Source organism: Streptomyces sirii, from assembly GCF_045690365.1.
Taxonomy (GTDB): domain Bacteria; phylum Actinomycetota; class Actinomycetes; order Streptomycetales; family Streptomycetaceae; genus Streptomyces; species Streptomyces sirii.
In genome coordinates this window covers 5,323,144-5,349,047 of sequence record NZ_CP147982.1, presented here as the reverse complement: position 1 = coordinate 5,349,047, position 25,904 = coordinate 5,323,144, and the positions used below count along the sequence as shown (strand labels likewise).

Annotated in this window: 32 protein-coding genes and 1 riboswitch; of the genes, 20 read left to right on the top strand and 12 right to left on the bottom strand. The window is 72.3% G+C overall.

Annotated features, from left to right (window positions below; all coding sequences use genetic code 11):
* The first annotated feature begins 77 nt into the window (after positions 1–77).
* The 7 genes from WAB15_RS24240 to WAB15_RS24210 all read left to right on the top strand — a co-directional run bounded on the left by WAB15_RS24240 (position 78) and on the right by WAB15_RS24210 (position 4,599).
* On the top strand, positions 78–323 hold the full coding sequence (locus tag WAB15_RS24240) for a MoaD/ThiS family protein (protein WP_393488526.1): 246 nt from the start codon (positions 78–80) through the stop codon (positions 321–323).
* A gap of 10 nt (positions 324–333) precedes the next feature.
* Complete coding sequence (locus tag WAB15_RS24235) at positions 334–1,506, top strand: hypothetical protein (RefSeq protein ID WP_407287524.1); 1,173 nt, start codon at positions 334–336, stop codon at positions 1,504–1,506.
* Between the two features lie 228 nt (positions 1,507–1,734).
* Entirely contained in the window at positions 1,735–2,433 is a 699-nt protein-coding gene (locus WAB15_RS24230) for a DUF2993 domain-containing protein (RefSeq protein WP_399148697.1), read from the top strand.
* A gap of 226 nt (positions 2,434–2,659) precedes the next feature.
* Complete coding sequence (locus tag WAB15_RS24225; protein ID WP_393488412.1) at positions 2,660–2,767, top strand: putative leader peptide; 108 nt, start codon at positions 2,660–2,662, stop codon at positions 2,765–2,767.
* A gap of 214 nt (positions 2,768–2,981) precedes the next feature.
* On the top strand, positions 2,982–3,827 hold the full coding sequence (locus WAB15_RS24220; RefSeq protein WP_399148698.1) for a sulfurtransferase: 846 nt from the start codon (positions 2,982–2,984) through the stop codon (positions 3,825–3,827).
* A gap of 42 nt (positions 3,828–3,869) precedes the next feature.
* On the top strand, positions 3,870–4,157 hold the full coding sequence (locus WAB15_RS24215) for a DUF1416 domain-containing protein (protein WP_030660503.1): 288 nt from the start codon (positions 3,870–3,872) through the stop codon (positions 4,155–4,157).
* A 211-nt stretch (positions 4,158–4,368) separates the two neighbouring features.
* Complete coding sequence (locus WAB15_RS24210) at positions 4,369–4,599, top strand: hypothetical protein (RefSeq protein WP_384486793.1); 231 nt, start codon at positions 4,369–4,371, stop codon at positions 4,597–4,599.
* A gap of 116 nt (positions 4,600–4,715) precedes the next feature.
* Here the strand turns inward: WAB15_RS24210 and WAB15_RS24205 are convergent, their stop codons facing one another.
* The gene (locus WAB15_RS24205) at positions 4,716–5,081 is read right to left on the bottom strand and encodes a DsrE family protein (RefSeq protein WP_399148699.1); all 366 of its coding nucleotides are present in this window, start codon (positions 5,079–5,081) and stop codon (positions 4,716–4,718) included.
* A gap of 340 nt (positions 5,082–5,421) precedes the next feature.
* Between WAB15_RS24205 and WAB15_RS24200 the strand changes: the two genes are divergently transcribed.
* The 6 genes from WAB15_RS24200 (at position 5,422) to WAB15_RS24175 (ending at position 10,635) form a co-directional block, all read left to right on the top strand.
* Positions 5,422–6,009, top strand: a complete 588-nt coding sequence (locus tag WAB15_RS24200; RefSeq protein ID WP_399148700.1) for an FABP family protein — start codon at positions 5,422–5,424, stop codon at positions 6,007–6,009.
* Positions 6,002–6,132: riboswitch (cobalamin riboswitch) on the top strand. Its footprint overlaps the gene before it by 8 nt.
* 123 nt (positions 6,133–6,255) lie before the next feature.
* Complete coding sequence (locus WAB15_RS24195; RefSeq protein WP_407287523.1) at positions 6,256–7,299, top strand: FecCD family ABC transporter permease; 1,044 nt, start codon at positions 6,256–6,258, stop codon at positions 7,297–7,299.
* A complete protein-coding gene (locus WAB15_RS24190) occupies positions 7,299–8,108 on the top strand; it encodes an ABC transporter ATP-binding protein (RefSeq protein ID WP_407287522.1) in 810 nt (269 codons plus the stop codon). Before WAB15_RS24195 ends, WAB15_RS24190 begins: the two co-directional genes overlap by 1 nt.
* An 8-nt stretch (positions 8,109–8,116) precedes the next feature.
* Positions 8,117–9,136: an ABC transporter substrate-binding protein gene (locus WAB15_RS24185; protein ID WP_407287521.1), complete on the top strand. Its 1,020-nt coding sequence runs from the start codon at positions 8,117–8,119 to the stop codon at positions 9,134–9,136.
* A 46-nt stretch (positions 9,137–9,182) separates the two neighbouring features.
* Positions 9,183–9,620, top strand: a complete 438-nt coding sequence (locus WAB15_RS24180) for a Fur family transcriptional regulator (protein WP_399148704.1) — start codon at positions 9,183–9,185, stop codon at positions 9,618–9,620.
* A gap of 31 nt (positions 9,621–9,651) precedes the next feature.
* A complete protein-coding gene (locus WAB15_RS24175) occupies positions 9,652–10,635 on the top strand; it encodes a YgfZ/GcvT domain-containing protein (protein WP_407287520.1) in 984 nt (327 codons plus the stop codon).
* A 112-nt stretch (positions 10,636–10,747) separates the two neighbouring features.
* On the opposite strand, the gene dtd is transcribed toward WAB15_RS24175, so the two are convergent.
* Complete coding sequence (dtd, locus tag WAB15_RS24170) at positions 10,748–11,173, bottom strand: D-aminoacyl-tRNA deacylase (protein WP_399148706.1); 426 nt, start codon at positions 11,171–11,173, stop codon at positions 10,748–10,750.
* A gap of 175 nt (positions 11,174–11,348) precedes the next feature.
* Here dtd and WAB15_RS24165 point away from each other — a divergent pair, with 175 nt between their 5' ends.
* The 4 genes from WAB15_RS24165 to WAB15_RS24150 all read left to right on the top strand — a co-directional run bounded on the left by WAB15_RS24165 (position 11,349) and on the right by WAB15_RS24150 (position 14,857).
* The gene (locus tag WAB15_RS24165; protein WP_399148707.1) at positions 11,349–12,134 is read left to right on the top strand and encodes an ABC transporter substrate-binding protein; all 786 of its coding nucleotides are present in this window, start codon (positions 11,349–11,351) and stop codon (positions 12,132–12,134) included.
* A 55-nt stretch (positions 12,135–12,189) separates the two neighbouring features.
* Positions 12,190–13,215, top strand: coding sequence for an asparaginase (locus WAB15_RS24160; RefSeq protein WP_407287519.1), 1,026 nt, complete (start codon positions 12,190–12,192; stop codon positions 13,213–13,215).
* 408 nt (positions 13,216–13,623) lie between these two features.
* Positions 13,624–14,055, top strand: coding sequence for an ankyrin repeat domain-containing protein (locus tag WAB15_RS24155; protein ID WP_399148709.1), 432 nt, complete (start codon positions 13,624–13,626; stop codon positions 14,053–14,055).
* 235 nt (positions 14,056–14,290) lie between these two features.
* A complete protein-coding gene (locus WAB15_RS24150; RefSeq protein ID WP_407287518.1) occupies positions 14,291–14,857 on the top strand; it encodes an NADPH-dependent FMN reductase in 567 nt (188 codons plus the stop codon).
* An 82-nt stretch (positions 14,858–14,939) separates the two neighbouring features.
* Here the strand turns inward: WAB15_RS24150 and WAB15_RS24145 are convergent, their stop codons facing one another.
* Complete coding sequence (locus tag WAB15_RS24145) at positions 14,940–15,542, bottom strand: TetR/AcrR family transcriptional regulator (protein WP_407287517.1); 603 nt, start codon at positions 15,540–15,542, stop codon at positions 14,940–14,942.
* A 138-nt stretch (positions 15,543–15,680) separates the two neighbouring features.
* Between WAB15_RS24145 and WAB15_RS24140 the strand changes: the two genes are divergently transcribed.
* Positions 15,681–16,094: a VOC family protein gene (locus tag WAB15_RS24140; RefSeq protein WP_399148712.1), complete on the top strand. Its 414-nt coding sequence runs from the start codon at positions 15,681–15,683 to the stop codon at positions 16,092–16,094.
* 138 nt (positions 16,095–16,232) lie between these two features.
* Here WAB15_RS24140 and WAB15_RS24135 read toward each other — a convergent pair whose 3' ends face one another.
* From WAB15_RS24135 to WAB15_RS24115, 5 genes are all read right to left on the bottom strand, one after another.
* Complete coding sequence (locus WAB15_RS24135; RefSeq protein ID WP_407287516.1) at positions 16,233–17,135, bottom strand: class I SAM-dependent methyltransferase; 903 nt, start codon at positions 17,133–17,135, stop codon at positions 16,233–16,235.
* A 162-nt stretch (positions 17,136–17,297) separates the two neighbouring features.
* The gene (locus WAB15_RS24130) at positions 17,298–17,711 is read right to left on the bottom strand and encodes a VOC family protein (RefSeq protein ID WP_399148714.1); all 414 of its coding nucleotides are present in this window, start codon (positions 17,709–17,711) and stop codon (positions 17,298–17,300) included.
* Positions 17,712–18,003: 292 nt separating this feature from the next.
* A complete protein-coding gene (locus tag WAB15_RS24125) occupies positions 18,004–18,996 on the bottom strand; it encodes an aldo/keto reductase (protein WP_407287515.1) in 993 nt (330 codons plus the stop codon).
* Positions 18,997–19,097: 101 nt separating this feature from the next.
* Entirely contained in the window at positions 19,098–19,415 is a 318-nt protein-coding gene (locus WAB15_RS24120; protein ID WP_399148716.1) for a winged helix-turn-helix domain-containing protein, read from the bottom strand.
* Complete coding sequence (locus tag WAB15_RS24115) at positions 19,412–19,855, bottom strand: hypothetical protein (protein ID WP_399148717.1); 444 nt, start codon at positions 19,853–19,855, stop codon at positions 19,412–19,414. Before WAB15_RS24115 ends, WAB15_RS24120 begins: the two co-directional genes overlap by 4 nt.
* Before the next feature lie 425 nt (positions 19,856–20,280).
* Here WAB15_RS24115 and WAB15_RS24110 point away from each other — a divergent pair, with 425 nt between their 5' ends.
* Positions 20,281–21,168, top strand: coding sequence for a putative protein N(5)-glutamine methyltransferase (locus WAB15_RS24110; protein WP_407287514.1), 888 nt, complete (start codon positions 20,281–20,283; stop codon positions 21,166–21,168).
* Between the two features lie 79 nt (positions 21,169–21,247).
* Here WAB15_RS24110 and WAB15_RS24105 read toward each other — a convergent pair whose 3' ends face one another.
* The 3 genes from WAB15_RS24105 to WAB15_RS24095 all read right to left on the bottom strand — a co-directional run bounded on the left by WAB15_RS24105 (position 21,248) and on the right by WAB15_RS24095 (position 23,918).
* The gene (locus tag WAB15_RS24105; protein ID WP_407287513.1) at positions 21,248–21,712 is read right to left on the bottom strand and encodes an SRPBCC family protein; all 465 of its coding nucleotides are present in this window, start codon (positions 21,710–21,712) and stop codon (positions 21,248–21,250) included.
* Complete coding sequence (locus tag WAB15_RS24100) at positions 21,700–22,596, bottom strand: RNA polymerase sigma-70 factor (RefSeq protein ID WP_407287512.1); 897 nt, start codon at positions 22,594–22,596, stop codon at positions 21,700–21,702. The genes WAB15_RS24105 and WAB15_RS24100 overlap by 13 nt, the downstream gene beginning before the upstream one ends.
* A gap of 152 nt (positions 22,597–22,748) precedes the next feature.
* Entirely contained in the window at positions 22,749–23,918 is a 1,170-nt protein-coding gene (locus WAB15_RS24095; protein ID WP_399148721.1) for an FAD-dependent oxidoreductase, read from the bottom strand.
* Positions 23,919–24,179: 261 nt separating this feature from the next.
* Here WAB15_RS24095 and WAB15_RS24090 point away from each other — a divergent pair, with 261 nt between their 5' ends.
* Positions 24,180–24,785 (top strand): TetR/AcrR family transcriptional regulator, encoded by a 606-nt coding sequence (locus tag WAB15_RS24090; protein ID WP_407287511.1) that lies wholly within the window; start codon positions 24,180–24,182, stop codon positions 24,783–24,785.
* An 18-nt stretch (positions 24,786–24,803) separates the two neighbouring features.
* Here the strand turns inward: WAB15_RS24090 and WAB15_RS24085 are convergent, their stop codons facing one another.
* A complete protein-coding gene (locus WAB15_RS24085; RefSeq protein WP_407287510.1) occupies positions 24,804–25,760 on the bottom strand; it encodes an SDR family NAD(P)-dependent oxidoreductase in 957 nt (318 codons plus the stop codon).
* Positions 25,761–25,904: the final 144 nt, after the last annotated feature.

Genomic DNA, 25,904 nt, shown 5'->3' with positions numbered 1-25,904 from the left:
CAACGACGGGGCCGCCCGCAGAACGGGCGGCTCCCGACCGACACGACGAAGAGGCCGCCGTGACAACAACTGGCACCGTGCGCTACTGGGCCGCGGCGAAGGCCGCCGCCGGCACGGCTGAGGAGCCGTATGCGGCGGCGACGCTCGCCGAGGCGCTCGACGCGGCACGCGCGGCGCACTCGGGGAACCCCGAGTTCGCCCGCGTCCTGATGCGCTGCTCGTTCCTGGTGGACGGCGATCCGGTCGGTACCCGCGACCATGCGGCGGTGCCGCTGGCCGAGGGCGGCACCGTCGAGGTTCTGCCGCCGTTCGCGGGAGGGTGAGCAGGAGACCATGAACGACCACCAGCCGCAGGACCACCAGGCGTACCCGTCGCACGACCCGTACGCGCAGCCGGATCCGTACGCCCAGCAGGCCCGGCACTCCGGGCACCCCCCGCACGACGCACCCCAGGCGGCGTACGGCGACCCGTACGGGCAGCAGGCCTACGACCCCTACGCGCAGCAGCCGCAACCGCCGCAGCCCGGACACGACCCGTACGGGCGCGGCCATTACGGCTACGAGGCGTACGAGCAGCAGCCGCAGCAGCCCGCAGCGCCGCAGCAGCACTACGGCCAGCTGCCCGCCCAGCACCAGAGCGCCCCGCCGGCCGAGGAGCCCTACGCCCACCAGCACCCGCCGGCCCGGCCCGCGCCGGCCGCCGCGGCGGCAGCGGCGGTCGCCACCGCACCGGTCGACACCGCGCACCTCGCGCCCAACCAGCGTGCCCGCGCCGAGGGCCGCTCGCCGATCATCCCGCCCGGCGTCCAGCCGGCCGCGCTGACCGCCGTGCTCGCGGCTCTGCTCGCGCTGACCGCGCCGCTGGGCCGCCCGGCGCTCGCCGTGCCGGTGGCGCTGCTGCAGGCGGTCACCGCCGCCGGCTGGTTCCGGCTGAACGGCATGTGGCCGGCCCGCCAGGGCATCGCGCTGGCGTTCCTGGCCGGACTGACCACCGACGCCGCCCTGCTCGCCACCGACCGCGAGAGCGCGCCGCTGGTCGGCATCGGCACGCTCGGCGTGTGGTGCCTGCTCGTCCTCATCCTCCAACTGCGCAACCGCAGCAGCGCCGACGAGCGGATGTACGCACTGACCGCCGGGCTGACCTCGACCGCGCTGGCGGTGCTCGCCGCCGGGCACCTCGCGGCGAGCGGGCACGCGGTGTCCGTCGGCGCCGCCGCGGTCGCGGTGGCCACGCTCGCGAGGGCGCTGCCGATGCCGTCCGCCGTCTCGATCGGCGTCGCCCTGGTGGCCGCCGCGGGCGCCGGCATCGGCGCCGGCCAGCTGACCGGCCTGGGGGCGTCCGGCGCGCTGCTGGGCCTGGCGGCCGGCGGCTGCGCCCTGATCGGCCTGCGGGTGGCCAGCTACGACTACCCGTCGCGCTTCGTACACATGACGGCCGGCGTCGCACTGCCGCTGGCCCTGGCCGCGCCCGCGGTGTACGTACTGGGCAGGGCGCTGGGCCACTAGGGCGAGCACACAGGTCCCGTAGCGCTCCGGCGGCCGTCGGGAGGCACCTCCGCCTCCCGACGGCCGCCGTCGTCGTGCGCGTACCGCGGCACTTCTTGCGCCTTGCGGCGGCCGCCGCTGCCGCTTCGTCGACCACGTCATCTAGGGTCTGTTGTCCGGAGCGCAGGCAGGGGGCCTGCACGGGACGATACGGCCGGGAGCCGGCCCAGGTGTGGGGGTAGTGGTTCGATGCGTGCACTTCGTGTGCTGTTGATCATCGTCGTCATATTCGGCGGTCTCTTCGTGGGCGCCGACCGGCTGGCGGTCAATCTCGCCGAGGACAAGGCCGCGGAGAAGATCCGCGGCAGCCAGGGGCTGGACCGGACCCCGGTGGTCTCCATCAAGGGCTTCCCGTTCCTGACCCAGGTCGCCGGCCGCAGCATCGACGAGGTCGATGCCGAGCTCGGCGGCATCGAGGCCCGCGCCGAGGGGCGCACCCTGCGGATCGACAAGCTCTCCGCGCAGTTCCACGATGTGGCGCTGACCAGCGACTACATGTCCATCCAGAGCGCCGCCTCGGCCACCGGCACGGCCCGGATCAGCTACGCCGACCTGACCAAGGCGGCGGGCGGCGGCGTCAAGATCTCCTACGCCGGGCAGAAGGACGGCCGCAGCCAGGTCAAGATCTCGCCGAACGTCCCGCTGCTGAGCTCGCTGGACGTGACCGGTTCCCTCACCGTGGACGGCAACACCGTCCGGCTGCGGGCCGACAAGGTCCCCACGATGTGCAAGGTGCTCCCGGGCTGCGAGTCGAAGGTGCGTTCCCAGACGGACCACGAGTGGAAGCTCGACCAGCTGCCCGGCAACCTGAAGCTGGACAAGGTCACCACGCAGGCGGACGGCATCTCGATCTCCGCCTCCGGGACGGACGTCAAGCTCCCCGGCTGACCGGGCGTTCGCGGCGGGCCGCCCCACCGGCCCGCTCGTCGACCGAACCACCGTCCAATTCCTGAGACACCCCGGTCCGTACGCCAGACCCCCCACCGGCGCACGGCCCCCGGCGCGGCGCCCGGACCCGCCCCGCACCACCCCGCATCCCGCAATGCGGACAATCACGTCTCGACATTTGACACACCGGTGACACGCCCGGCTTCGCGTCCCTACGATCGGTGCCATGCAGAGCGCATTGAGCCCTCTCCGTCATCGGGGACAGGCGGTACTCACGAAGCGGCGGGCAGTGGACCTGTGTCGCGTCGCCGCCATGCTCTGTCGCCCTGCCTGACGGGCTTGAGCGCCTCCCCCGGCCTCCAGGAGCGGGGGGTGTCCCCTCGCCCGGCCGGCCCCTCAAGGCCGCAACCCCCGCGAGTTCCCCACTCGGCGCCACTTTCGCCCCCGTTCGAATGAATCGGGCCGTCCCGAAGAGATCGGCGCAAAACGGGCGCACCCGCGTGCAACTCTGCAAACCGCCCCCCGCAACTGCCCCGGAGGAGAAGAACATGAGCCGTAGCGACGTCCTCGTAGACGCCGACTGGGTCGAGGCCAACCTCGACGACCCGAAGGTCGTGATCGTCGAGGTCGACGAGGACACCTCGGCCTACGACAAGAACCACATCAAGAACGCGGTCCGCATCGACTGGAAGAAGGACCTCCAGGACCCGGTGCGCCGCGACTTCGTCGACCAGGCGGGCTTCGAGAAGCTGCTGTCCGCCAAGGGCATCGCCAACGACGACACGGTCGTCCTCTACGGCGGCAACAACAACTGGTTCGCCTCCTACGCGTACTGGTACTTCAAGCTCTACGGCCACGGCAGCGTCAAGCTGCTCGACGGCGGCCGCAAGAAGTGGGAGCTGGACTCGCGCGACCTGGTCGACGGCGCGCAGGTGCCCGAGCGCCCGGCGACCGAGTACAAGGCCAAGGCCCAGGACACCGCCATCCGCGCCTTCCGTGACGACGTCGTCGCCGCGATCGACAACCTCAACCTGGTCGACGTGCGGTCCCCCGACGAGTTCAGCGGCAAGCTGCTGGCCCCCGCGCACCTCCCGCAGGAGCAGTCGCAGCGCCCCGGCCACGTGCCCAGCGCCCGCAACATCCCGTGGTCGAAGAACGCCAACGACGACGGCACCTTCAAGTCGGACGACGAGCTCAAGGCCCTCTACGAGGAGGAGTCCGTCGACCTCGCCAAGGACACCATCGCCTACTGCCGGATCGGTGAGCGCTCCGCGCTGACCTGGTTCGTGCTGCACGAGCTGCTCGGCCAGACCAACGTCAAGAACTACGACGGCTCCTGGACCGAGTACGGCTCCCTGGTCGGCGTCCCGATCGAGCTCGGCGCCAACAAGTAAGCAAGACAGCTTCTCCCCCGAACCCCTCAAGGAAGTACCGCTATGTGTGGAGCACAGGCCGGCGGCCCGGACGCCTCGACCATCAAGCCCGGTGAGACCACGATCCAGGGCAGCGTGACCCGCGACGGCCAGCCCGTCACCGGTTACGTCCGACTCCTGGACAGCACCGGCGAGTTCACCGCCGAGGTTCCGACCTCCGCGACCGGACAGTTCCGCTTCTACGCCGCCGAGGGCACCTGGACGCTGCGCGCCCTGGTCCCGGGCGGCACCGCGGACCGCACCGTCGTCGCCCAGAAGGGCGGCCTGGCGGAGGTCGCCATCGCCGTCTGACGGCGGCCTTCGGGCACCTTCGTACGGCCGGAGGGCCGCACCCCAGAGGTTTGGACGCCTTTGCGGGGGTGCGGCCCTTCGGCGTGCCCGGGGGGGACGGAACGGGCCTTCGCGGCGGCTTCTTTCCGCCTCGCCGCGGACTTACCGTGGAGCTATGGACAGCCGCCGCCGGTCGCCCGCCGAGCGCCGCCACCGCCGCTACTTCGTGCTGATGGGCGTGTGCCTGGTGCTTTTCGTGCTGGCGTGGGGCGTGGTGCGGCTGTGGTCGGTGCCGGCCGCGGTGGGCATGTGCCTGGTCGCCATGGTCATCCCGCCGATCGCGGCGATCATCGGCAACCGCCGGGAGCCCGGCGAACGCTGGTGGGACGAGTCGGGCGACCCCGAGTCCGACCGCTGGTGGCGCGAGCTGGACGACCGGGGCGACGACAAGCATCCGCGGTAGACGGCCCGGCGCGGCGCCCGGCTGCCGGACACGCTCAGTACACCAGCGCCCGGTGCGCGTCCGTCGGGGCCACGGTCAGTACACCAGCGCCCGGTGCGCGTCCGTCGGGACCACGGTCAGTACACCAGCGCCTGCACGTCATCCGGCATGATCTCGCTGACGAAGAGCTGGGAGCCGGCGATGCCCGCCCCCTCGATCAGGTCCTTCTGCTCGATGTTCCGCCGGGCCGCGCACTGGGTGCACACCGTGATCGCCCCGCCGCCCGCGCGGATCCCGTCGATCAGCTCCGGCAGCGGCGCGGCGTGCGGCAGCTCGAACTCGGCCGCCCGCCCCGGCAGCGCGAACCACACCGACTCCCCGGTCAGCCACAGCGACACCTCGACGCCGCTGGCCACCGCCACCGCCGCCACCGTGAACGCCTGCGAGCAGCGCTCGGGCGCGTCCGCACCCGCCGTCACCTTGATCACGAGCTTCTTCGCCATAAGGCAAGAGTAGAGCGGGCACCGGCGCGATGCGGGTGCCCTCTGCTCCTTTAGAGCTTGGGGGACGACCTCACAGCGCCGCCGTTCCCCGCGCCGACTAGACTCGCAGGCGGTCCGTTACACCCTCACTCCGTCCAAGGAGCGCGCTCGTGCTTGAGGCATTCTTCACCACCCTGCTGGTTCTGGTCGGCGTCGGCGTGATCGCGTTCGCCGGTCTGACCTGGAAGAAGCTGTACCAGGGCCAGCGCTGAGCGGCCTGCGCGCCGCCCAGCTCCGCCCTTCGCCGCAGCGCTTCGCGCACCCCTGCCGACTGCCCCCTCAATAGATCGCCTGAGCTGTCATGATCGAGATCCCGTCCGACCTGAACCCGGCCTTGGTGCCGCTCGCCTTCCTCCTCGGCCGCTGGGAGGGCGCCGGCGTCGCCGACTTCCCCGGCACCGAGAAGTGCAACTTCGGGCAGGAGGTCGTCTTCGCCCACGACGGCCGCGACTTCCTGGAGTACACCTCGCACAGCTGGGTGCTCGACGGCGAGGGCAACAAGGTCCGCCCACTGGAGACCGAGAGCGGCTACTGGCGCGTCGACGCGGACCGCAAGGTCGAGATCGTCATGATCCGCGACCAGGGCGTGGTGGAGGTCTGGTACGGCGAGCTGGCCGACAAGAAGCCGCAGATCGACCTGGCCACCGACGCCGTCGCCCGCACCGCCGCCTCCGGCCCGTACAGCGGCGGCAAGCGGCTCTACGGCTACGTCAAGGGCGACCTGATGTGGGTCGGCGAGAAGTCCACCCCGGACGTGCCGCTGCGCCCGTACATGTCGGCGCACCTGAAGAAGGTCGCCGGTCTGAAGGAGTGGGCCGAGAGCCTGCCCGACGACATGCCGGACGGGGTCGCCTTCTTCAACCCGGACGGCACCCCGTACCAGGGCTGACCGGCCCTTTCGTGTGACGCGCCCCGCGGGGGAAGTCCGGTGAGAGTCCGGCGCTGACCCGCAACGGTAAGCGGAAGACCCCTTCCGCAAGCCCGATCGCCCGCGGCGGCGCCCGATCCTTTCAACTCGCCGTGGACTGCGAGGGGACGCCGCCGTTGCCTTCGGGCGCCTCCCGGTGTGAGCCGGGGCGCTCCGGCCGCCGCTCCCTTCCCTGCGCCCTCGGCCCGAGCCGAAGGCGCAGGTCCCTTGGCACCCCCCGCCCGAACCACCCCCCTGGTGGCCGCGCTGTGCGCCGTCCTCCTCTGCTCCCTGCTGTGCGGCGTCGGCCTCGGCGCCGCCGGGGTGAGCTGGGCGCAGGTGCTGCGCTACCTCGGTGCCGGGCTGACCGGCGGCACCCTCGCGCCCGACGAGGTCGCCCCGTACACCATCGTGTGGCAGCTGCGCTTCCCCCGGGCGCTGCTGGCCGCGGTCGTCGGCGCCGGGCTGGCCGGCGTCGGCGTCGCCGTCCAGGCGCTGGTCCGCAACGCCCTCGCCGACCCGTTCGTCCTCGGCATCTCCTCCGGCGCGGCCGTCGGCGCCAACGCCGTCCTGCTCTTCGGGGCGCTGGGCGCACTGGGCGTCTGGGCGCTGTCGGCGTCGGCGTTCGCCTCCGCGCTGCTGGCCATGGCCCTGGTGTACGCGGCGGCCCGCACCGCCCATGGGCTGACCCCGCTGCGGCTGGTGCTGACCGGCACCGCGATGTACTACGGCTTCTCCGCCCTCACCACCTTGATGGTCTTCACCGCCGACCGCGGCGAGGCGGCCCGCTCGGCGATGATGTGGCTGCTGGGGAGCCTGAGCGGGGCCGGCTGGGGCTCGCTGCCGATCGCCGCGGTCGCGGTGGCCGCCGCGCTGGCCCGTCTGCTGCTGACCGCGGGCCGGCTGAACGCGCTGGCCATGGGGGACGAGACGGCCGCCGCCCTGGGCGTGGACGCCGGTCGGATGCGCCGCGAGCTGTTCGTGATCGCGGCCGCCGTCACCGGCGCGGTGGTCGCGGTCAGCGGCGCGATCGGCTTCGTCGGGCTGATGGTGCCGCATGTGGCCCGGATGCTGGTCGGTGCCGACCACCGCCGGGTGCTGGCCGTCGCTCCGCTGCTCGGGGCGGTGCTGCTGGTGTGGGTGGACACCCTGTCCCGGGTGCTGCTGGCACCCGTCGAACTGCCGGTCGGGGTGATCACCGCCGTGATCGGCGTGCCCTGCTTCATCGCGCTGATGCGGCGGCGCGGCTACAGCTTCTCGGGCGGTGCCTGATGCGGGTCGACATCGAGGACGTGTCGGTGGACGTGGCGGGCGTCCGCCTCCTGTCCGACATCACCCTGCGCGCGGGCAGCGGCCGGTTCATCGGGCTGGTCGGCCCCAACGGCAGCGGCAAGTCCACCCTGCTGCGCTGCGTCTACCGCGCGCTGCGCCCGTCCGCCGGCACCGTACGGCTCGACGGCGCCGAGCTGGCCGCCATGACCGCCCGCGAGCAGGCCCGGCGCCTGGCCGTGCTCCCCCAGGAGACCGCCACCGACTTCGACTTCACCGCCGCCGAGGTCGTCGCGATGGGGCGGCTGCCGCACCAGCGCGGCGGCTCCGGGCGCCCCGGCGCCGCCGACCGGGAGATCTGTGCGGCGGCGCTGTCGCGCACCGGCACCGGTCACCTGGCCGACCGCGGCTTTACGAGCCTGTCCGGCGGCGAGAAGCAGCGGGTGCTGATCGCCCGCGCGCTGGCCCAGCGGCCCAGGGTGCTGGTGCTCGACGAGCCCACCAACCACCTCGACATCGCACAGCAGTTGGAGGTGCTCGCGCTCGTACGGGGCTGGGGGCGCCCCGGGGACGGGGCCGAGGGCGGGGTGACCGTGCTCGCCGCCCTGCACGACCTCAATCTGGCCGCCGTCCACTGCGACGAGCTGTACGTCGTCGCCGGCGGCCGCATCGTCGCCTCCGGCGCCCCGCACGACGTACTGACCGAGGAGCTGCTCGCCGAGGTCTTCCACGTCCGCGCGCACCGCGTCACGCACCCCGAATCCGGCGCCGTGCAACTGCTCTTCGACCGCATCGCCCCGACCACCCCGTGAGGACCACCATGCGCATCCACCGCCCGGCCGCCCTGCTCGCCGTCCTCGCCCTCGCCCTGACCGGCTGCGGGGCCGAGGTCGCCCCGGACCGCGCCGCCGGCAGGTCCGCCGACGGCCACTACCCGGTCACCGTCGAGAACTGCGGTGTGCCCACGACCTACCGCCAGGCGCCCCGGCGCGTGGTCACCAACGACGTCGGGATCGCCGACATCATGTTCGCGCTCGGCCTTCAGGACCACATGGCCGGCTACGTCATGCCCGCCTACCGGGGCAGGATCGACGCGGTGGCCTGGAAGGACGCCTACGACCAGGTCCCCTGGCTGTCCAAGAAGGCGATCACCAAGGAGATCGCGCTGGACGCCCGGGCCGACCTGGTCTTCGCGGGCTGGAACTACGGCTTCGGCGAGGACACCAACCTCACCCCGGCGTCCCTGAAGAAGCTCGGCATCGGCAGCTATGTGCTCACCGAGTCCTGCCGCAACGGCGCCTCCGGCGGCTCCCGCGGTGTGCTGCCGCCCCTGGAGGCGCTCTACGCCGACCTGGAGAACCTCGGGAAGATCTTCCACGTCGAGGACCGGGCCGCCGCCCTGGTGAAGAAGTACCGCCAGCAGGTCGCCGAGGCCGCCGCCAAGGCACCCGCGCCCGCCCGCCGCCCCTCCGTCTTCCTCTACGACGACGGCCGCGACAAGCCGCTGACCGCGGGCAGGTACGCCGGCCCGCACGACATCATCACCAAGGCCGGCGGCGACCATGTGATGAAGGACCTCAAGGACTCCTGGACGACCGTGGGCTGGGAGACCGTCGTGGCCCGCGACCCCGACGTCATCGTCGTCAACGACTACGGCACCCCCACCGGCGCGCAGAAGAAGGCGTTCTTGAAGTCCTACCCGCCGCTGGCGAACGTCTCGGCCGTGAAGAACGACCGGATCTACGTCATGGACTACGCCGATCTGGTCGAAAGCCCCCGCAACCCGGCCGCGGTCGGCGCGCTCGCCCGCTATCTGCGCGGTGTACGGACGACCGGCTGACGCGGCGGGCGTACGCACCCGCCCCTCGGCCTCCTAGACTGGCCGTGTGGTGACCACCGACTGGCAGAGCGACCTCCGCAGGCGCGGCTACCGCCTGACCCCGCAGCGGCAGCTCGTGCTGGAGGCTGTGGACAGACTGGAGCACGCCACCCCGGACGACATCCTCACCGAGGTGCGCAAGACGGCGGGCGGGGTGAACATCTCCACCGTCTACCGGACCCTGGAGCTCCTTGAGGAGCTCGGCCTGGTCAGCCACGCCCACCTCGGGCACGGGGCACCGACGTACCACCTCGCCGACCGCCACCACCACATCCATCTGGTGTGCCGGGACTGCACGGACGTCATCGAGGCGGATCTGTCGGTGGCCGAGCCGTTCACCGCGACGCTGCGCGAACAGTTCGACTTCGAGACGGACATGAAGCACTTCGCGATCTTCGGGCGTTGCGCCAACTGCCGCACCGCTTCCGAGGAGGGCGACGGCTGAGGCAGTCGCCGGCGAGTCGTAGGCTGGCCCCATGCTGCGACAATCACCTGCCAGCCCCCTGCTGTCGCTGCCCGGCGCCGTCCCCGCCGAGGCGCCCGACGAAGGCGTCGCCGCGCACTACGGCGACCTGTTCCGCGAACAGCGTGCCCTCGCCGACGGCTCCGGCCTCGTGGACCTCTCGCACCGCGGCGTGGTCACCGTCACCGGCCCCGAACGGCTGACCTGGCTGCATCTGCTGCTCACCCAGCACGTCAGCGAACTCCCGCCCGGCCAGGCCACCGAGGCACTGGTCCTCTCCGCGCACGGCCATATCGAGCACGCCGTGTACCTCGTCGACGACGGCGGGACGACCTGGCTGCACACCGAGCCGGGCCGGCAGGAGGCGCTGATCGCCTACCTGGAGAGCATGAAGTTCTTCTACCGGGTCGAGGTCGCCGACCGCACCGCCGAGATCGCCGTGGTGCATCTGCCGGCCGGCTCCATCACCGAGACGCCCGCGGACGCCGTCGTACGCGAGACCGCGCACGGCCGCGACCTGTTCCTGCCGCGCGAGCACCTGGAGTCCTTCGCCGCGGCCGCGGACGGCCCGGCGGTCGGCGTGCTGGCGCTGGAGGCACTGCGGGTCGAGGCGCACCGCCCGCGCCTGGGCCTGGAGACCGACCACCGCACCATCCCGCACGAACTGGGCTGGATCGGCACCGCCGTCCACCTCCAGAAGGGCTGCTACCGCGGCCAGGAGACCGTCGCCCGGGTCCACAACCTGGGCAAGCCGCCGCGCCGGCTGGTCTTCTTGCACCTGGACGGCAGCGAGGTGCATCTGCCGCCGCACGGCACCCCCGTACGCCTGGCCGCGGACGGCCCCGAGGGCCGCCAGCTCGGCTTCCTCACGACCTCGGCCCGCCACCACGAGCTGGGCCCGATCGCCCTGGCCCTGGTCAAGCGGAACGTCCCGGTCGACGCCGAGCTGATGGCGGGGACCACGGCGGCGGCGCAGGAGGTCGTGGTGGAGCCGTAGGGGGCCTGGGACAGGGCGGGGGCTGCTCCTGGGAGCAGCCCCCGTAGGCCGAGCCGGGAAAGAAGCGGCCGCCCCCTAGGGGACGAGGCCTGGACCTCCACGGGGACGAGCCCTAGACCTCCACCAGCACCGTGAACGGCCCGTCGTTCGTCAGCGACACCTTCATCTGCGCACCGAAGCGGCCGGTCTCCACCCGGGCGCCCAGCCCCCGCAGCTGGGCGACGACCTCGTCGACCAGCGGCTCGGCGACCGGCCCCGGCGCCGCGGCGTTCCAGGTGGGGCGACGGCCCTTGCGGGCGTCACCGTAGAGAGTGAACTGGCTGATCACCAGCAGCGGCGCCGAAGTGTCCGAGCAGGACTTCTCGCCCTGCAGCATCCGCACCGACCACAGCTTCCGGGCGAGCTGCGCCGCCTTCTGGGGGGTGTCGTCGTGGGTCACGCCCACCAGCACGCACAGGCCCTCCCCCACGATCTCCCCGACCGTCTCGCCCGCCACCTCGACGCGTGCGCCGTCAACTCTCTGCACCACAGCTCGCATACCCGCCATGATGCCGGGCAGGCGGAGCGCTTCGGACAGCCGTGCCACTACGGGGGCCGTTCGGGTGCCATGGCCCTGCAGAAGGACCGCCCAGAGTGGCACGATGCGTGCACGTGGTGCGTTTCATGGACAACATGCCCTGGACGCGGCACCGGACGAGGGGACGGAACGATTCATGAGCACTCTCGGCGCCGGACAGACACCCGGGCCCGTACCAACCGCCCGTACGACACCGACCGGACGGACACCACCGGCCTCCCCCACACCAGACCCCGGACCCACGGTCCCGGTCCCGCCGGCGCCGCCGGCCGCCTCCACGACGAGCACCACCACCGCACCGGCCACCACCGCACCCACCACCACTACGACCACGGCAGCGGCTCGGGTCGAGCCCGCCGGCACCGAGGACGGCCCCATGCTCCAGGCAGGCCAGGCGCAGCACCCCCGCCCCCCGCAGCAGCGCGACCACTGCCGCCCGGCCGACATTCCCGACCTCTCCGGCCTGGGGCTGCCCGAGCTGCGGGTGGTGCGGCGCGACTCGCAGCAGGAGGAGGCCGATCTGAGCTATCTGCGGCGGCTGCTGCAGGGGCGGATCGACATCCTGCGGGCCGAGATCGCCCGCCGTACCGCGCAGCACTCACCGCTGCTCGACCGGCTGCCGGAGATCCTGACGGACCTGCCGTCCCGGCACCGCTCCTCGGCGCGGCATGTGACGCTGGGCACCCCGCACAGCGAGGAGTACCGCAGGCTGGCCGACGAGATGCTGGGCGATGTGGAACTGTCCGATCTCACCGCGCGTACGGACCAGGAACTGCACGACGCGATGGGCCGGCTGATCCGCCACGAGCGGCAGGTCTCGCAGCGCCGTCAGTCCCTGCAGCGGACCACCGACGAGTGCAGCGCGGAAATCGCCCGCAGGTACCGTGAAGGCGAAGCACAAGTAGACGACCTGCTGTCCTGAACGGGCCACAAGCCTCCGGGCCAGAAGGTCACTCCGCCACCCCGGAAGGCCGCCGATGACCTCGTCCTCGCCCACCCCGATCCCCGCGCCGGCGCCGGCAGCCGCCGCTTCCGTGCCGTCTCCGGCTTCCCCGGCCTCTCCGGTTTCCCCCGTCCTCGCCGAGGTCGTGCGCTCCGGTTTCGTCGAGGGCCGGCACCGCGGCTCGCTGGTGGTGCTCGCGGCCGACGGCAGCGTGGAGACGGCGCTGGGCGATGTGGCCGCCCCGGTCTTCCCGCGTTCGTCGAACAAGCCGATGCAGGCGGCCGCGGTGCTGCGGGCGGGCCTGGAGCTGTCCGACGAGCGGCTGGCGCTGGCCGCCGCGAGCCACTCAGGCGAGGCATTCCACCTCGATCTCGTCCGCACGATGCTGGCCGAGCACGGCCTGACCCCCGACAATCTGCAGACCCCGCCGGACCTGCCGCTGGACCCGGCGGAGGCGGAGGCGTACCTCGCGTCGGGCCGGGTCCGCGACCCCCTCGCCATGAACTGCTCCGGCAAGCACACCGCGATGCTCGCCGCCGCCGCGCTCAACGGCTGGCCGCTGGACTCGTACCTCGACCAGGACCACCCGCTGCAGCAGCTGGTGGCCGAGGGCGTGCGCAGCGCCAGCGGCGAGGACGTCGCCCACATCGGCACCGACGGCTGCGGGGCGCCGCTGCTCTCGCTCTCCCTGATCGGCCTGGCCCGCGCCTTCCGGCACTTCGTACTGGCCGAGCCGGGCACCCCGGAGCGGCGGGTGGCGGACGCGATGCGCGCCCACCCGGAGTACGTCGCCGGCACCCGCCGCCCCGACACCTGGCTGATGCAGGCGCTGCCCGGCACCCTGTCGAAGATGGGGGCCGAGGCCGTGCAGGCGCTGGCCCTCCCGGACGGCCGCGCGGTGGCCTTCAAGATCGACGACGGCGCCACCCGCACCCTCGGCCCGATCCTGGCCCGCACCCTGCGCCAGATGGGCGTCGACTCCCCCGTACTGTCCCGCCTGGAGGACGCACCACTGCTGGGCGGCGGCGTCCGGGTGGGGGAGATCCGGGCGGCGTTCTGAGGGGTGCGGCGGCGCTCTGAGGGTGCGGCGGCGCTCTGAGGCGGACGCCCGGACCGGGGTGCGGGCGTCCGCCCGGACCGGGGTGCCGGCGTCCGCCCGGACCGGGGTGCCGGCTGGACCGGGTTCGCCGGGTGGACCTGTTGCCGGCCGGGCTGGGTTGCCGGCCGGGCCGGAATACCGCCCGCACCCACCACGTTGTGGCCCCGCAGGGGGCCCTCGCGCCCCCTACGGGATCTGTTCGCCCAGCCCGTAGGGCTCTCGGGGCCAACATGGCCGGGAGCCGCCCTCAGACGGGCAACTCCCGGCCACCATCGGCCCCGCGACCGCTGCCGCGACAGCCATGGCCTGCATAAAGTGGCGATGACAGTGCACGCACGCACCATCCACCACAGCAGGAGGCCGGCGACCATGAGCGACGCGAATCCCGAGCCGCAGGGACCCGAGGCGATCGAGCACGCGCACGACCCCGAGGTACTGCAGCTCGCGGCGAAGGTCTTCGACCTGGCACGGCACGGTGACACCGACACCGTCGCCGCGTACGTGGACGCGGGCGTCCCCGCCAACCTGACGAACGACAGGGGCGACTCCCTGGTGATGCTGGCCGCCTACCACGGCCATGCCGCCACCGCCGAGGCCCTGTTGCAGCGCGGCGCCGACGTCGACCGCCCCAACGACCGCGGCCAGACCCCGCTCGCCGGAGCGGTCTTCAAGGGCGAGGACGAGGTCGTCAAGGTGCTGATCGCGCATGGGGCGGACCCGTCGGCGGGCGCGCCCTCGGCGATCGAGACGGCCCGGATGTTCCAGAAGACGGAGCTGCTGAAGGTGTTCGGGGCGGAATGAACCGCCGGGCGGCGCCCGTGACGGCGGGTGAACCACGTCCGTGACGGTGGTGAGTCGCGCCCATGACCGCAGGTAAACGACACCTGCGGCAACGGGCGAACGGCGCCCTTCATGGCGGCTGAACAGGGTTTTCGTGGCGCTTGACCTCAAGCTTGCTTGAGGTCCTAGCGTCGGGTCCCGACGACGGCGACACCGCCGTCCGCCGACCCACCCGCCACGCCACGAAGGACCACACATGTCCGAGCACCGCTACCGCCTCGCAGTGATCATCGCCAGCACCCGGGAGCGCCGGTTCGCGCCCGTCATCGCGAACTGGTTCACCCGGCACGCCGAGAGCCACACCCACATCGACGTGGACGTCGTCGATCTGGACACCATCCGCCCGTACGAACTCCGCCACGGCAGCGAGGAGTTCGAGTCGTACGCCAAGCGCATCGACGAGGCGGACGCCTTCGTCGTGATCACTCCCGAGTACAACCACTCCTTCCCGGCCCCGCTCAAGCACGCCATCGACCTGCTGCATCCCCAGTGGCAGGCCAAGCCGGTCGGCTTCGTCTCGTACGGCGGGATCTCCGGCGGCCTCCGCGCCGTCGAGCAACTGCGGCTGGTCTTCGCCGAGTTGCATGCCACGACGGTGCGCGAGACGGTGAGCCTCCCGTTCGCCGGCAACCTCTTCGACGACGCCGGCCGGCTGCACGACCCGACCCCCGTCGCGCAGGCCGCCGACGCCCTGCTCCACCAGCTGACCTGGTGGGCCGTGGCCCTCCGCGAGGCCCGTACGACCCGCCCGTACGGCGCCTAGCCGCACCGCCCCGCGATGTCGGCGAGGGGCGACACCCTCACGGGGAGAACCCCTACAGGAACGCCCCCCACAGGGAGAACCCCTACGGGGAGACCTCCCGGCTCGCACCGCCCTGCGGGCCGATCGCGCGATCGACGAGCGCCGAGATCAGGCCGTCGGTCTCCTCGACCGGGACCACCCCCGGCAGCGTGAGCTGCTCCAGCATCAGCCCGGTCATCGCGAGATACATCAGCAGCACGGCGGCACGGTCCCCCGGCAGCCCGTTCTCCAGATGGAAGCGGACGTTTTCATCGAGCGTCGCCCGGAACACCCGGTTCAGCTCCACGTGCAGTTCGGGGCGCCGGGTCGCCTCCAGACGCAACTCCAGCATCGCCAGATAGCCGGTGCGGTTCTCGGCCACCCGGCGGTTGATCCACTCCATCAGCTCGACGACCAGCGCCCGACTCGGCGGCGCCGCCATCACCTCGGCGACCTCGTCCGGGTCGGGCGCGATGCGCTGGTGAATCTGCCCGGTGACCTGGCCCAGCAGGTCGTCCCTGTTGGCGAAGTAGTTGGAGGCGGTGCCCTTGGGCACGCCCGCTTCCCCGTCGACGGCCCGGAAGGTCAGTCCGCGGGCACCCTCCCGCGCCAGCACCTCGATCGCGGCATCCACCAGCGCCGCCCGCCGCTCCGGATTACGCACCATGTCGCCCACCTCGCACCATGCCGCCCGCACTCCTTCCGAACATTTTCAGAAAACAACTTGCAACCACTACATCCAGAGTACTACAACTGGAGTTGTTGCCGCGGCCGGATCGACCGGCCGCGAACAGAGAGGACCACCATGCGCTTCGCCAAGCTCGGAACCGCCCTGCTCACCGACGACGTCGCCGCCAGCACCCGCTTCTACGCCGACCACTTCGGCTTCCGCCCGCTGGCGGAACTGGACTGGTACGCCACCCTCCAGCACCCCCAACACCCCGAATTCACCCTGGACTTCGTCCAGCGCGGCCATGAGTGCATGCCCGAGGGCTTTCGCACCCAGGCCACCGGCGGCATAGTGGTCGCCTTCCTCGTGGAGGACGCCGCAGCCGAGGAGGCCGCACTGCGCGCCAAGGGCGTATCGATCGCCGAACCGGTACGCGACGAGCCGTGGGGCCAGCGCCGCTTCAACGTCTGGGGCCCCGAGGGCACCCTGATCGAGGTGCTGCAGCTCATCGAACCCGACCCGGAGTGGATGGCCGCCCAGGCCCTGTGAACGCGGCCGGGACCGGGATCTGGACCGGTGAACGAGACCGGAACGCCCCACCCCCGACGGTGCCGTCGCGCATGCGCTCGCCGGCATCGTCGTCGTCTCGCTCGCCGGAACCCATCGCCCTTCCCACCGGTGCCGTCATCACTTCGCCCCCCGCCGACACCGTCGTCGCCCGCCCGCCAGCACTGTCGTCGCCCGCCAGCCGGCGCCCGGCTCAACGAGGCGCCGGCCGATATGCACCCGCATCGCGCACGGGACACGCCCGTCCGGCAGTGCGGACGCCGCCGCCTCCGCCTCGAATCGTCCCCGTAGCTCCGCCGTGACCGCGGGATCGAGCGGCCCGAGATCGTAGATGCCGCCCACGGTCGCCCAGATCCGCTCCGGCGGCCCGGTCAGATCGATCCGTACGGTCTCCCACTCGGCGGGGCCGAATCCGGCCGGGCCGAACACCGCGTCGAACCCCTCGCGGGTCCGGATCCGCCGGTCCCCGAGCTGCGGAATCCGCTCCGCCTCGGGCGCCGCCTCGAACAGCGGCTTCGCCAGCCGCAGAAACCTCTCGTACGCCTCCCCGCCGGCGGCACCGCCCCCCAGGACGACGGCCAGCGTTCCCCCAGGCGCCAGCACCCGCGCCACCTCGGCCGCGACCCGTTCCATATCGCTCATCAGCATCAGCGCCATATGGGACACACAGCCGTCGAACCGGCCATTCGGGAACGGAAGTCGCTGTGCGCGCCCGACGCGCAGATCGGCCCGATCGAGGCCCGGGCGCCGACGCGCGAGCGCCAGTTCCTCCGGGGACAGATCGAGCCCCGCCAGCTCGGGCACCGCCCGGCCGGGGCCCGGATCGCGCGCGGCAAGGAGTTCCAGCAGCAGCCCGTCGCCGCAGCCCAGGTCCAGTACCCGCCGGCACGCCGCCACCCGGTCCCGCAGGATCTCGTAACTCGACCGGCCGTCCTCGGCCCGCCCGTGAGCCATCGCCCGCACGGTCACCGCCGGACGAGCGGCATGAAAGGTCCGCAGAAAGTCTTCCTGAGGGGTCGTCATCCACCAGACCCTAGGAGAGAACGCCGGCCTCCGACTCGCCCCCGGCAGCGCCGACCGGGGCGGGCAAGCCACCGGCCCGCCGCGGAGAAGGGGCGCCTCGGCCTCTCCCCCCCCCGGCCCCCCGGGCCCCGCGATCCCTCTCTCAGGCCCCCTCAGTTCCCCTCAGTCGTCCTCGGGGCGCTCCTGCAGTGCCCAGCCGTTTCCGTCCGGGTCGTTGAAGTAGACGAACGAGTTCCAGGCACCGCCGGGGCCATCGGCCATCGCCCCGTCCTCGACGTGCTGCACGGGACTGACCGGGACCCCCCGCTCGACCAGCTGCGCACGGGCCGCGGCGATATCGGAGACGACGAGCTGCAGCCCCTGTACCGCACCGGGCTGCACCCGTGTGACGCCGGCGCCGCTCCCGATGACGATCGAGCAGCCCGACCCCGGCGGCGTCAGCTGCACGATGCGCACCTCGCCGTCGCCGACGCACATGTCGTGGTCCACGGCGAAGCCCAGCTGCTCGCCGTAGAAGCGCTTCGCCCGGTCCACATCGGACACCGGGATCGGCACCAGTTCGAGCTTCCAGTCCATGGCGCGCCGTCCTTCCGTACGGGCGGCGGCCCCTGCCCGTGCAGCCGTCACCACCGGCGTTGTCGCGCTGCACAAAGTCTAGGGAGCGAAGACGGATCCCCGCATCCTGTGCCGCCGAGGCGGCGGGCGCGGACCAGGCCCTGCGCGAGCCCGCCACTCGGCCTTCTCACCGGACTCCCCCGGGGGCCCCGCCCCTCCCCTCCCCCACCCCGCCTCCCCCTCGGAGCCGTCAGCCGTCAGCCGTCAGCCGTCAGCCGTCAGCCGTCAGCCGTCAGCCGTCAGCCGTCAGCCGTCAGCCGTCGACGAACGTCATGCTCACCTCGTCGTAACGGGTCCCGGCTATTCGGGCCGCCGGGGCCGCGGCGTCGATGGCGGCGATCTCGGCGGGGGACAGTTCGACGGCGAGTGCGCCGAGGTTCTCCTCCAGGTACTTCTGCCGGCGCGTGCCGGGGATCGGCACGACATCGTCCCCGCGGTACTGGACCCAGGCCAGCGCGAGTTGTCCGGCACTGATGCCCTTCTCGGCGGCGAGTTCGTTCAGCTTGCCGACGATGGCCAGGTTCTGTTCGAGATTGCCGTCGGCGAAGCGAGGCTGGGTCCGGCGGACGTCGGACTCCGCCAGCCCCTGCACCGAGGTGTACTGCCCGGTCAGGAAGCCCCGGCCGAGCGGCGAGAACGGCACCAGACCGATGCCGAGTTCACGGCACACCGGCGCGATCTCCTGCTCCAGATCACGGGTCCACAGCGACCACTCGCTCTGCAGCGCGGCGATCGGATGCACCGCATGCGCCCGCCGCAACGTCTCCACGCCCGCCTCGGACAGTCCGAGGTGCCGCACCTTGCCGGCCGCGACGAGCTCGGCCATCGCACCGACGGTCTCCTCGATCGGGGTGCGGGGGTCGACGCGGTGCTGGTAGTAGAGGTCGATGTGGTCGACGCCGAGTCGGCGCAGCGACGCATCGCAGGCCTGCCGTACGAAGGCGGCGTCACCCCGGATCGCGGTCGGCTCGCCGAGCCTGTTGGCGAACCCGAACTTCGTCGCCAGCACCGCCTCGTCGCGCCGCCCCGCGATGGCTCGGCCGATCAGCTCTTCGTTGTGCCCCGCACCGTAGAAATCGGAGGTGTCCAGCAGGCTGACGCCGAGGTCGAGCGCACGGTTGATGGTCGCGATCGACTGCTCGTCGTCCGATTCGCCGTAGCCGTGGCTCATCCCCATGCAGCCGAGCCCCTGCGCGGAAACCACCAGGTCACCGAGCTTGCGCGAAGGAATGTTGGTCGTGGTCATGCTGCTGCTACCTCCTGGGCCGGGCCTGTCCCGGCATCCCTTCAGGACGGTATTCATTGGAGCGCACTCGAAGTCAACGACGCCTGGATTGCAGGTCGCTGTCAGCCGGCGTCCCGCGCTATGGCCCGCAGGGCCTGGCAGTGGGCGGTGAAGGTGGCGCGGCCGGCGGGTGTCAGGGCGAGCCAGGTGCGTGGGCGCTTGCCGACGTAGCCCTTGGTGACGGCGACATAGCCGGCCTTCTCCAGAGTGGCGACCTGGCGCGACAGCACCGAGTCGCTCACCTCCACGGTGTCGCGGACGAAGGCGAACTCGGCCTTCTCCGCTGCCGCCAGCGTCGCCACGATGGAGAAGCGGACCGGCGCGTGCATGACCTCGTCGAGCCCGTGGCGCGGATGGGTCCCTTGGTGCGGGTCGGTCACCGCCGAGCCTCCAAATAGCCGCCTATCAACCCGGGAAGGGCAACCACCAGTGCGCCGGACACCCACCACGCCGCCGCGTCCTGAAACCAGATCATGCCAGGTACCAGCACCGCGCCGTACAGCAGCGCCCACGCGATGATCAGGCCGCTATGCCGTCGGCCGAACCCGAGCCTGGCGACGCGCTGCCGGGCCGCATACACCGACAGGCCCGCGACTACAGCGCACCAGAAGCCGATGCCGAGCGCCACACCGTAGGGCCGGCTCAACAGCCCTATGGCGAGTACGAGGACCGCGGAGGCGCAGCCGTAGATCACTTGATAGCGGACGTACCACTTCGTGCCGTCCTTGACCGTCGAGCGCAACTCCTGCGCTCGGGCCAGTGCGGCCGCCGCGTCCTGCGCCGCGGATGGCGCCCCAGAAGCCGATGCGTACTCCGACATGGTGTCAGTCCCCCCTGACGATCCGGTGCTTCTTCTGCTTCTTCCGCTTCATCTCCCCGCCGGCCTTCGCAGCCAGCCTCATGCATTCATCGTGACAAGAACTTTCCAATCTGACAAGTACTTTCCGGCAATGCTCCGCGCACTGTGCCTCCGCCGCCCTCGCGCTCCCAGTACCGCCCCGACCCGTCCCCCGTCCCCGCCCCTCGATCCCCACTCGCCCCGACCCCACCCGCCCCCTCATGTGCGCCCCGCCCCAGGTCAGGTACTGTTGCCTGCCAGCAGTGGACCGACCGAGGAGGTGAGACCGATACCCCGCCAGACCAGGCAGGCGCGCTTCCGTCTCACGCCCGTACGGCCCACCCGATGCAGGTGACCGTCCGGCACACGTGACCCGGTAAGCGCCCTCGGCGCCCCGAAAGGCTCACATGTCGTCATCTCAGAAGTCGCTACCCGAACAGTCGTCACCTCTCGCGCTCGGGCCCTGCGCACCGCTCCCCCGCCCCACCGTCGTCGCCAGGCTGCGTGCCGCCGGCTGTGTCTTCGCCGAGGACGAGGCGGAGCTGCTCGTCTCCGCGGCGCGTACGCCGGACGAACTCGCCGTCATGGTGGAGCAGCGAGTCATCGGCCTGCCCCTTGAACACGTCGTCGGCTGGGCGGAGTTCCGCGGCCTGCGGGTCGCCGTCGACCCCGGTGTCTTCGTGCCGCGCCGCCGCACCGAATTCCTCGTGGGCCGGGCCGTGGACCTCGGGCGCCGGGCCGCCAAGCGCACCCGGCGGCCCACCGTCGCCGTCGACCTGTGCTGCGGCTCCGGGGCGGTGGGCGCCGCGCTGGCCGCCGACCTGGAGCGGGTCGAGCTGTACGCGGCCGACATCGAGCCCGCGGCGGTGCGCTGCGCCCGCCGCAACGTCGCCGCCACGGGGGGTGCGGTCTACCAGGGCGATCTCTTCGACCCGCTGCCCGCCGCCCTGCGGGGGCGTATCGACATCCTGGTGGCCAACGTCCCCTACGTGCCGTCCGACGAGGTCGGGCTGCTGCCCCCGGAGGCGCGCGATCACGAGCCGCTGGTGGCGCTCGACGGCGGTGCGGACGGGCTCGACGTGCTGCGGCGGGTGACCGCGACCGCCCCGCGGTGGCTGGCGCCGGGCGGCCATCTGCTGGTCGAGACGAGCGAGCGTCAGGCGCCGCGGGCCGTCGAGGCGTTCACCCGCAACGGGTTGCTCGCCCGGGTGGAGACCTCCGACGAGCTGTACGCCACGATCGTCATCGGGACCCGCCCGGACCGGCGGCAGGAGCCGTCACCGGGAACCCCATGACATAGCGCATGACATAGCACAGGAGCGGCGCTCACCTCCCCCCGTCCGCATGGAACCGCGCCGGGCGCCGTACGCGCCGTCAGACTCGCCTCCGGCCGGGGTGCCGGGCCAGTGCCGCGTCGGCGGTGTCGAGGATGTTGCGGAAGGTGCGGGTGATGATCGGCCGCGCGAGGCGCCGGGTGAGGAAGGCGCCGACCAAGGGGACCGGGATCTCCGCACGAGTGGTCCAGCAGACGTGGGTGCCGCCGTCGACTTCGGTGAACGTCATCCGGCCGAGTTCGTGCCGGGACGGCGGCAGGCTGCGTTCGACGACGTACTCGGTGGCGTACGGCGGGTCGTACCGGGTGATGCGTTCCCGGAACCAGCCGATCAGCCAGAGGTGGTTGCGCACCGCGCCGACCCCGTAGGGCGCGGACTCCCCGTGTCGGCTCAGACGGCAGCGCAGGATCAGCGGCGAGTCCGTGTAGTTGGTGGTCGTGGTGAGCCAGGCGAAGACGTCCTCGATCGGGGCGTCGATGACGCGCTCGACGATCATGGTTTCCACGGCTGGTGGCCTCCTCTGTCGAGTGGGAGCACCGCCTCGGCGCGGTGCAGCTTGTCCGGGTTGCGAATGCCGTAGAGGCCGGTGATCCGTCCGTCGTGGATCTCGAACGCGACCAGCCAGTCGAGTTCGCCGTCGGTGACGAACCGGGCCGCGGGCATGCCGTTGTAGGTGGCGTGCTCGATGCGGGTCGCCGTGGTGGTGGTGCGCAGCACGCCGAGGACGAACCGGGCGACCTCGGCACGGCCGGTGATCGGGCGGCGGGCGGCGACCACCTTCCCGCCGCCGTCGGAGATCTGCACGACGTCGGGGGCCAACAGGTCCATCAGCGCCTGGACCTCGCCGGTCGTCGCCGCGAGCAGGAACCGCTGGACGACCTCTCGGGCGGCGTCGGAGTCCGGCTCGAAGCGGCGGCGCCGCGCGTGGACGTGCCGGCGTGCGCGGTGGGCGATCTGCCGGACGGCGGCCTCGGTCTTGCCGACGGAGGCGGCGATCTCGCCGTGGGTGTAGCCGAACACCTCGTGCAGCACGAAGACCGCGCGTTCGGTCGGGTTCAGCGTCTCCAGGACGAGCATCATGGCCATCGACACCGACTCGGCCAGGATCGTGTCGTCGCTCACGTCCGGCGCGGTACGGATCGGCTCGGGCAGCCACGGGCCGACGTAGTCCTCGCGCCGCGCCCGGACCGTACGCAGGTGGTTGAGGGCCTGCCGGGTCACCACGCGGACCAGGTAGGCGCGCGGATGCTCGACCGTGGCCGGATCGACCGCGCTCCACCGCAGATAGCTCTCCTGCAGCACGTCCTCGGCGTCGGCGGCGCTGCCCAGCATCTCGTAGGCGATGGTGAACAGCAGCGGACGGTGTTCGGTGAAGGCGTCGTCAGGCATGGCCCGCCCCCAGCATGCGTTGGTACCCCGGCATCACACCCGGCTCCTCTCCTCGGACGCCCATCGAGACACCCCGCACCGGCGAACCGTGACAGCCCGCCGGTGTGATTCACTTCACCACCCGGCCCGATGGGGAGGCACACCGGCCGGGCTCAACTGCTCCGCGCGGTACGGGAGTCGGCGAGGGCGTCCGTCGGCCAGAGGGTGTCGGGGAAGGCTGCGGCGTCGGAGTCGTCGTCGGGCATGAGGGTGGTGAGCATCTGCCGGGCGGTCTTCGCGTGGTCGACGGCGCGGGGCAGCATGACGCCCTCGTAGGCGTCGAGTGCCGCGTCGACGGCGGGGTGGCCGATGACGGCCCGGGCGAGTTCGGCGCCGTCGAGCAGGGCGAGGTTGGCGCCGACGCCGACGGGCGGCATCAGGTGGGCGGCATCGCCGAGCAGGGTGATGCCGGGGACGCGCCGCCAGGTGTGGGGAACGGGAAGGACGAACATCGGCCGGTTGAGGAAACCGCCCTCGTTGTCGCGCAGGATCGCCAGCAGGCTCCCGTGCCAGCCCCGGTACTGGGCGAGGAGGCGGGCGCGTACGGCTTCGGTGTCCGCGAGGTCGAGGCCGGCGTGCCAGTCCCGGGGGCCGCGGAAGGTGATGTAGACGCGCACATGTCCGTCGCTGTTGCGCTGCATCACCAGGCTGCGGCGGCCCGCCTTGGCGGACATGGTGCCGCGGCCGACCAGGTGGGCGATGCCGGGGTGGCGGTGGTCGACGTCGTCGAAGTGGGTCTCCACCATCGTGACGCCGGCGTAGGAGGGTTGGGCGTCGGAGAGCGCGGGGCGCACCCGGGACCAGGCGCCGTCGGCGCCGACGACCAGGTCGAAGTCCTCGGTGGTGCGGTCGTGGTGGTGCAGCCGGGCGGCCCCGTTCGGTAGCGGGGTGGCGGCCCTTACGGAGTGGCCCCAGCGGACCGTGCCGGGGGCGAGGGAGTCCAGCAGGAGGGTGCGCAGCTGGCCGCGGTCGATCTCGGGCCGGCTCAGATCGCCCTCGCCGGCCCGGTCGTGGCGTATCAGGGTCGCGTGGCGGTCGTACAGGCGCCACTCCTGACTCTCGGGCCGGGACAGGGCGAGGAACTCGTCGAACAGTCCGGCCGCGCGCAGGGCGACCTGGCCGGTGTCCTCGTGGATGTCGAGGGTGCCGCCCTGCGAGCGGGAGCGGGGGTCGGCCTCCCGCTCGAAGACCGTGACCGGTACGCCGTGCCGCTGCAGGACGCGTGCGCAGACGAGGCCGCCGAGGCCGGCGCCGACGATCGCGAGGCGAGGGGTGGGGGACATGAGAGTCACGCTCCGTTCTGCGGAGGAAGAGGGCGCCGATGGAGGGGGCGCCGATGGGGAGAGTGCTGACGAAGAGAGGGTCGATGAAGCGGGTGCCGAGCAGTCGTTTCGCGGTGCGGACGCGCCCCGGGAGCCGGCAGCCGAGTACCGGTCGGGTGCACTCCCTCACAGAAACACAGCCGCTTCAAAAGTACAACCGCTTCGATTTTCCAGCTGATCGCCTTTGCGATCGAATCCCGTCAAGCGGGGTAGGGTGAGGGCATGGCCGAGACGACGACAGGACGCCGCGAGCGCAAAAAGGCCCAGACCAGGCAGGCACTGTCGGATGCCGCGGTGCGGCTGTTCACCGAGCGCGGCTTCGACGAGGTCGGCGTACGCGAGGTGGCGGAGGCGGCCGACGTCTCGCTGAGCACGCTCTTCAAGCACTTCCCCAGCAAGGAGGCACTCGTCTTCGACCTGGACGCGGACGTCGAGAGCGCCCTGGTCGCCGCCGTGCGCGACCGAGCCCCCGGCCAGTCCGTACTGCACGCCCTGCGCGACCACATGGTCCGCACCCGTACCGCCGTCCGGACCGACGACCCGACGTTCGTCCTCGTCGAATCCACCCCCGCGCTGCGGGACTACGCCCGGCGGATGTGGTCGCGCCACGAGAAGGCGCTGGCCGCCGTCCTCGCCGAGGCCACCGGGCTCGCCCCCGACTCCCCCGCCGTCGCCGCCCTGGCGCGCTTCACCCTGGAAGCCCCCGGCATCGCCCGCGCCGGCGAAGACCCGGCCCGGACCATGCGCGAGGTGTTCGCCCTGCTGGAAGACGGCTGGGCGGGCACCCCGCTGGCACGGCGGGAAGAGCGCCCCGACCAGGAGGGGTGACCGCGACCGGATGCCGCTTCACGCGCCACCGGCGCCCAGGTCGATGTCGATGCCGGTCAGGTCGCAGCTCGCGGCCCACAGCCGCGCCGCGACGGAGGCGTCGGCGAGACGACTCCACACCACCTCCCGTCGGGGCTTGCCGCGCAGGCCGAAGACGCGCGGTCCCCACAACTCCCCGCCGCGCACGGCCGGGTCGAGCACCGCCCGGACCGCGGGCCAGGCGCCGGCGTGCTTGCCCTGGACGAGGAGCGCGGCGGGCGCCCCGCCCAGCCGCGCACCGGTGGTGCGTACGTGGACCGGCGGCCGTGACGGGGTGAGGGAGTCCAGTGCGCCGCCGGGATGGACCACCACGCTCGCCACCGTGCTGTCGACGGCCCGTAGGCGGCGGTCGAGTTCGAGGCCGAAGTACATCTGCGCCAGCTTGGAGCGGCCGTAGGCGCGCTGCGGCCGGTAGTCCTGCCGGGACTGGAGGTCGTCGAGGTCGAGCCGTTCGGACTTCGCCGCGAAGCTGCCCATGGTCACGATGCGGGCCGCCGGTGCGGCCGACAGCAGCGGCAGCAGCCACCGGGTCAGCGCGAAGTGGCCGAGGTGGTTGGTGCCGAACATCAGCTCGTGGCCGTCCCCGGTCTCCCGGCGCGGCGGGTCGTCGAGTGCGACGCCGGCGTTGTGGACCACCGCGTCGAGGCGGTCCACCTCCAGTGATTCCACCGCCGTTCTCAACGACGAGAGGTCGGCGAGGTCCCACCGCACCGCCCGCACCCGCGCGCCGGGCACCCTCGAACGGATCGCGGCCATGGCACCTTCGGCCTTGGCGGGATTCCGGCTGCCCAGTGCGACGGTGGCTCCGGTCGCGGACAACTGCTCCGCGACGAAGTACCCGATGCCGGCGTTGCCGCCGGTGACCAGGAAGACGCCGCCGTCGGCACGTGGCAGGCGTTGGACATCCCAGGGCGGGGTGGAGGACGTGGACACCATGGGTGACGGGGCTCCCTTGCTGTGGAAGGCGGCTGCGGCCGCTCCGCGGGCGGCTCGACACCACGGTCCCCGCGGGCACCGACACCTCGCCTACAGACCACGGACAGCCCCGCCGGACAGCCGACATCCAGGCCACCGCGGCCG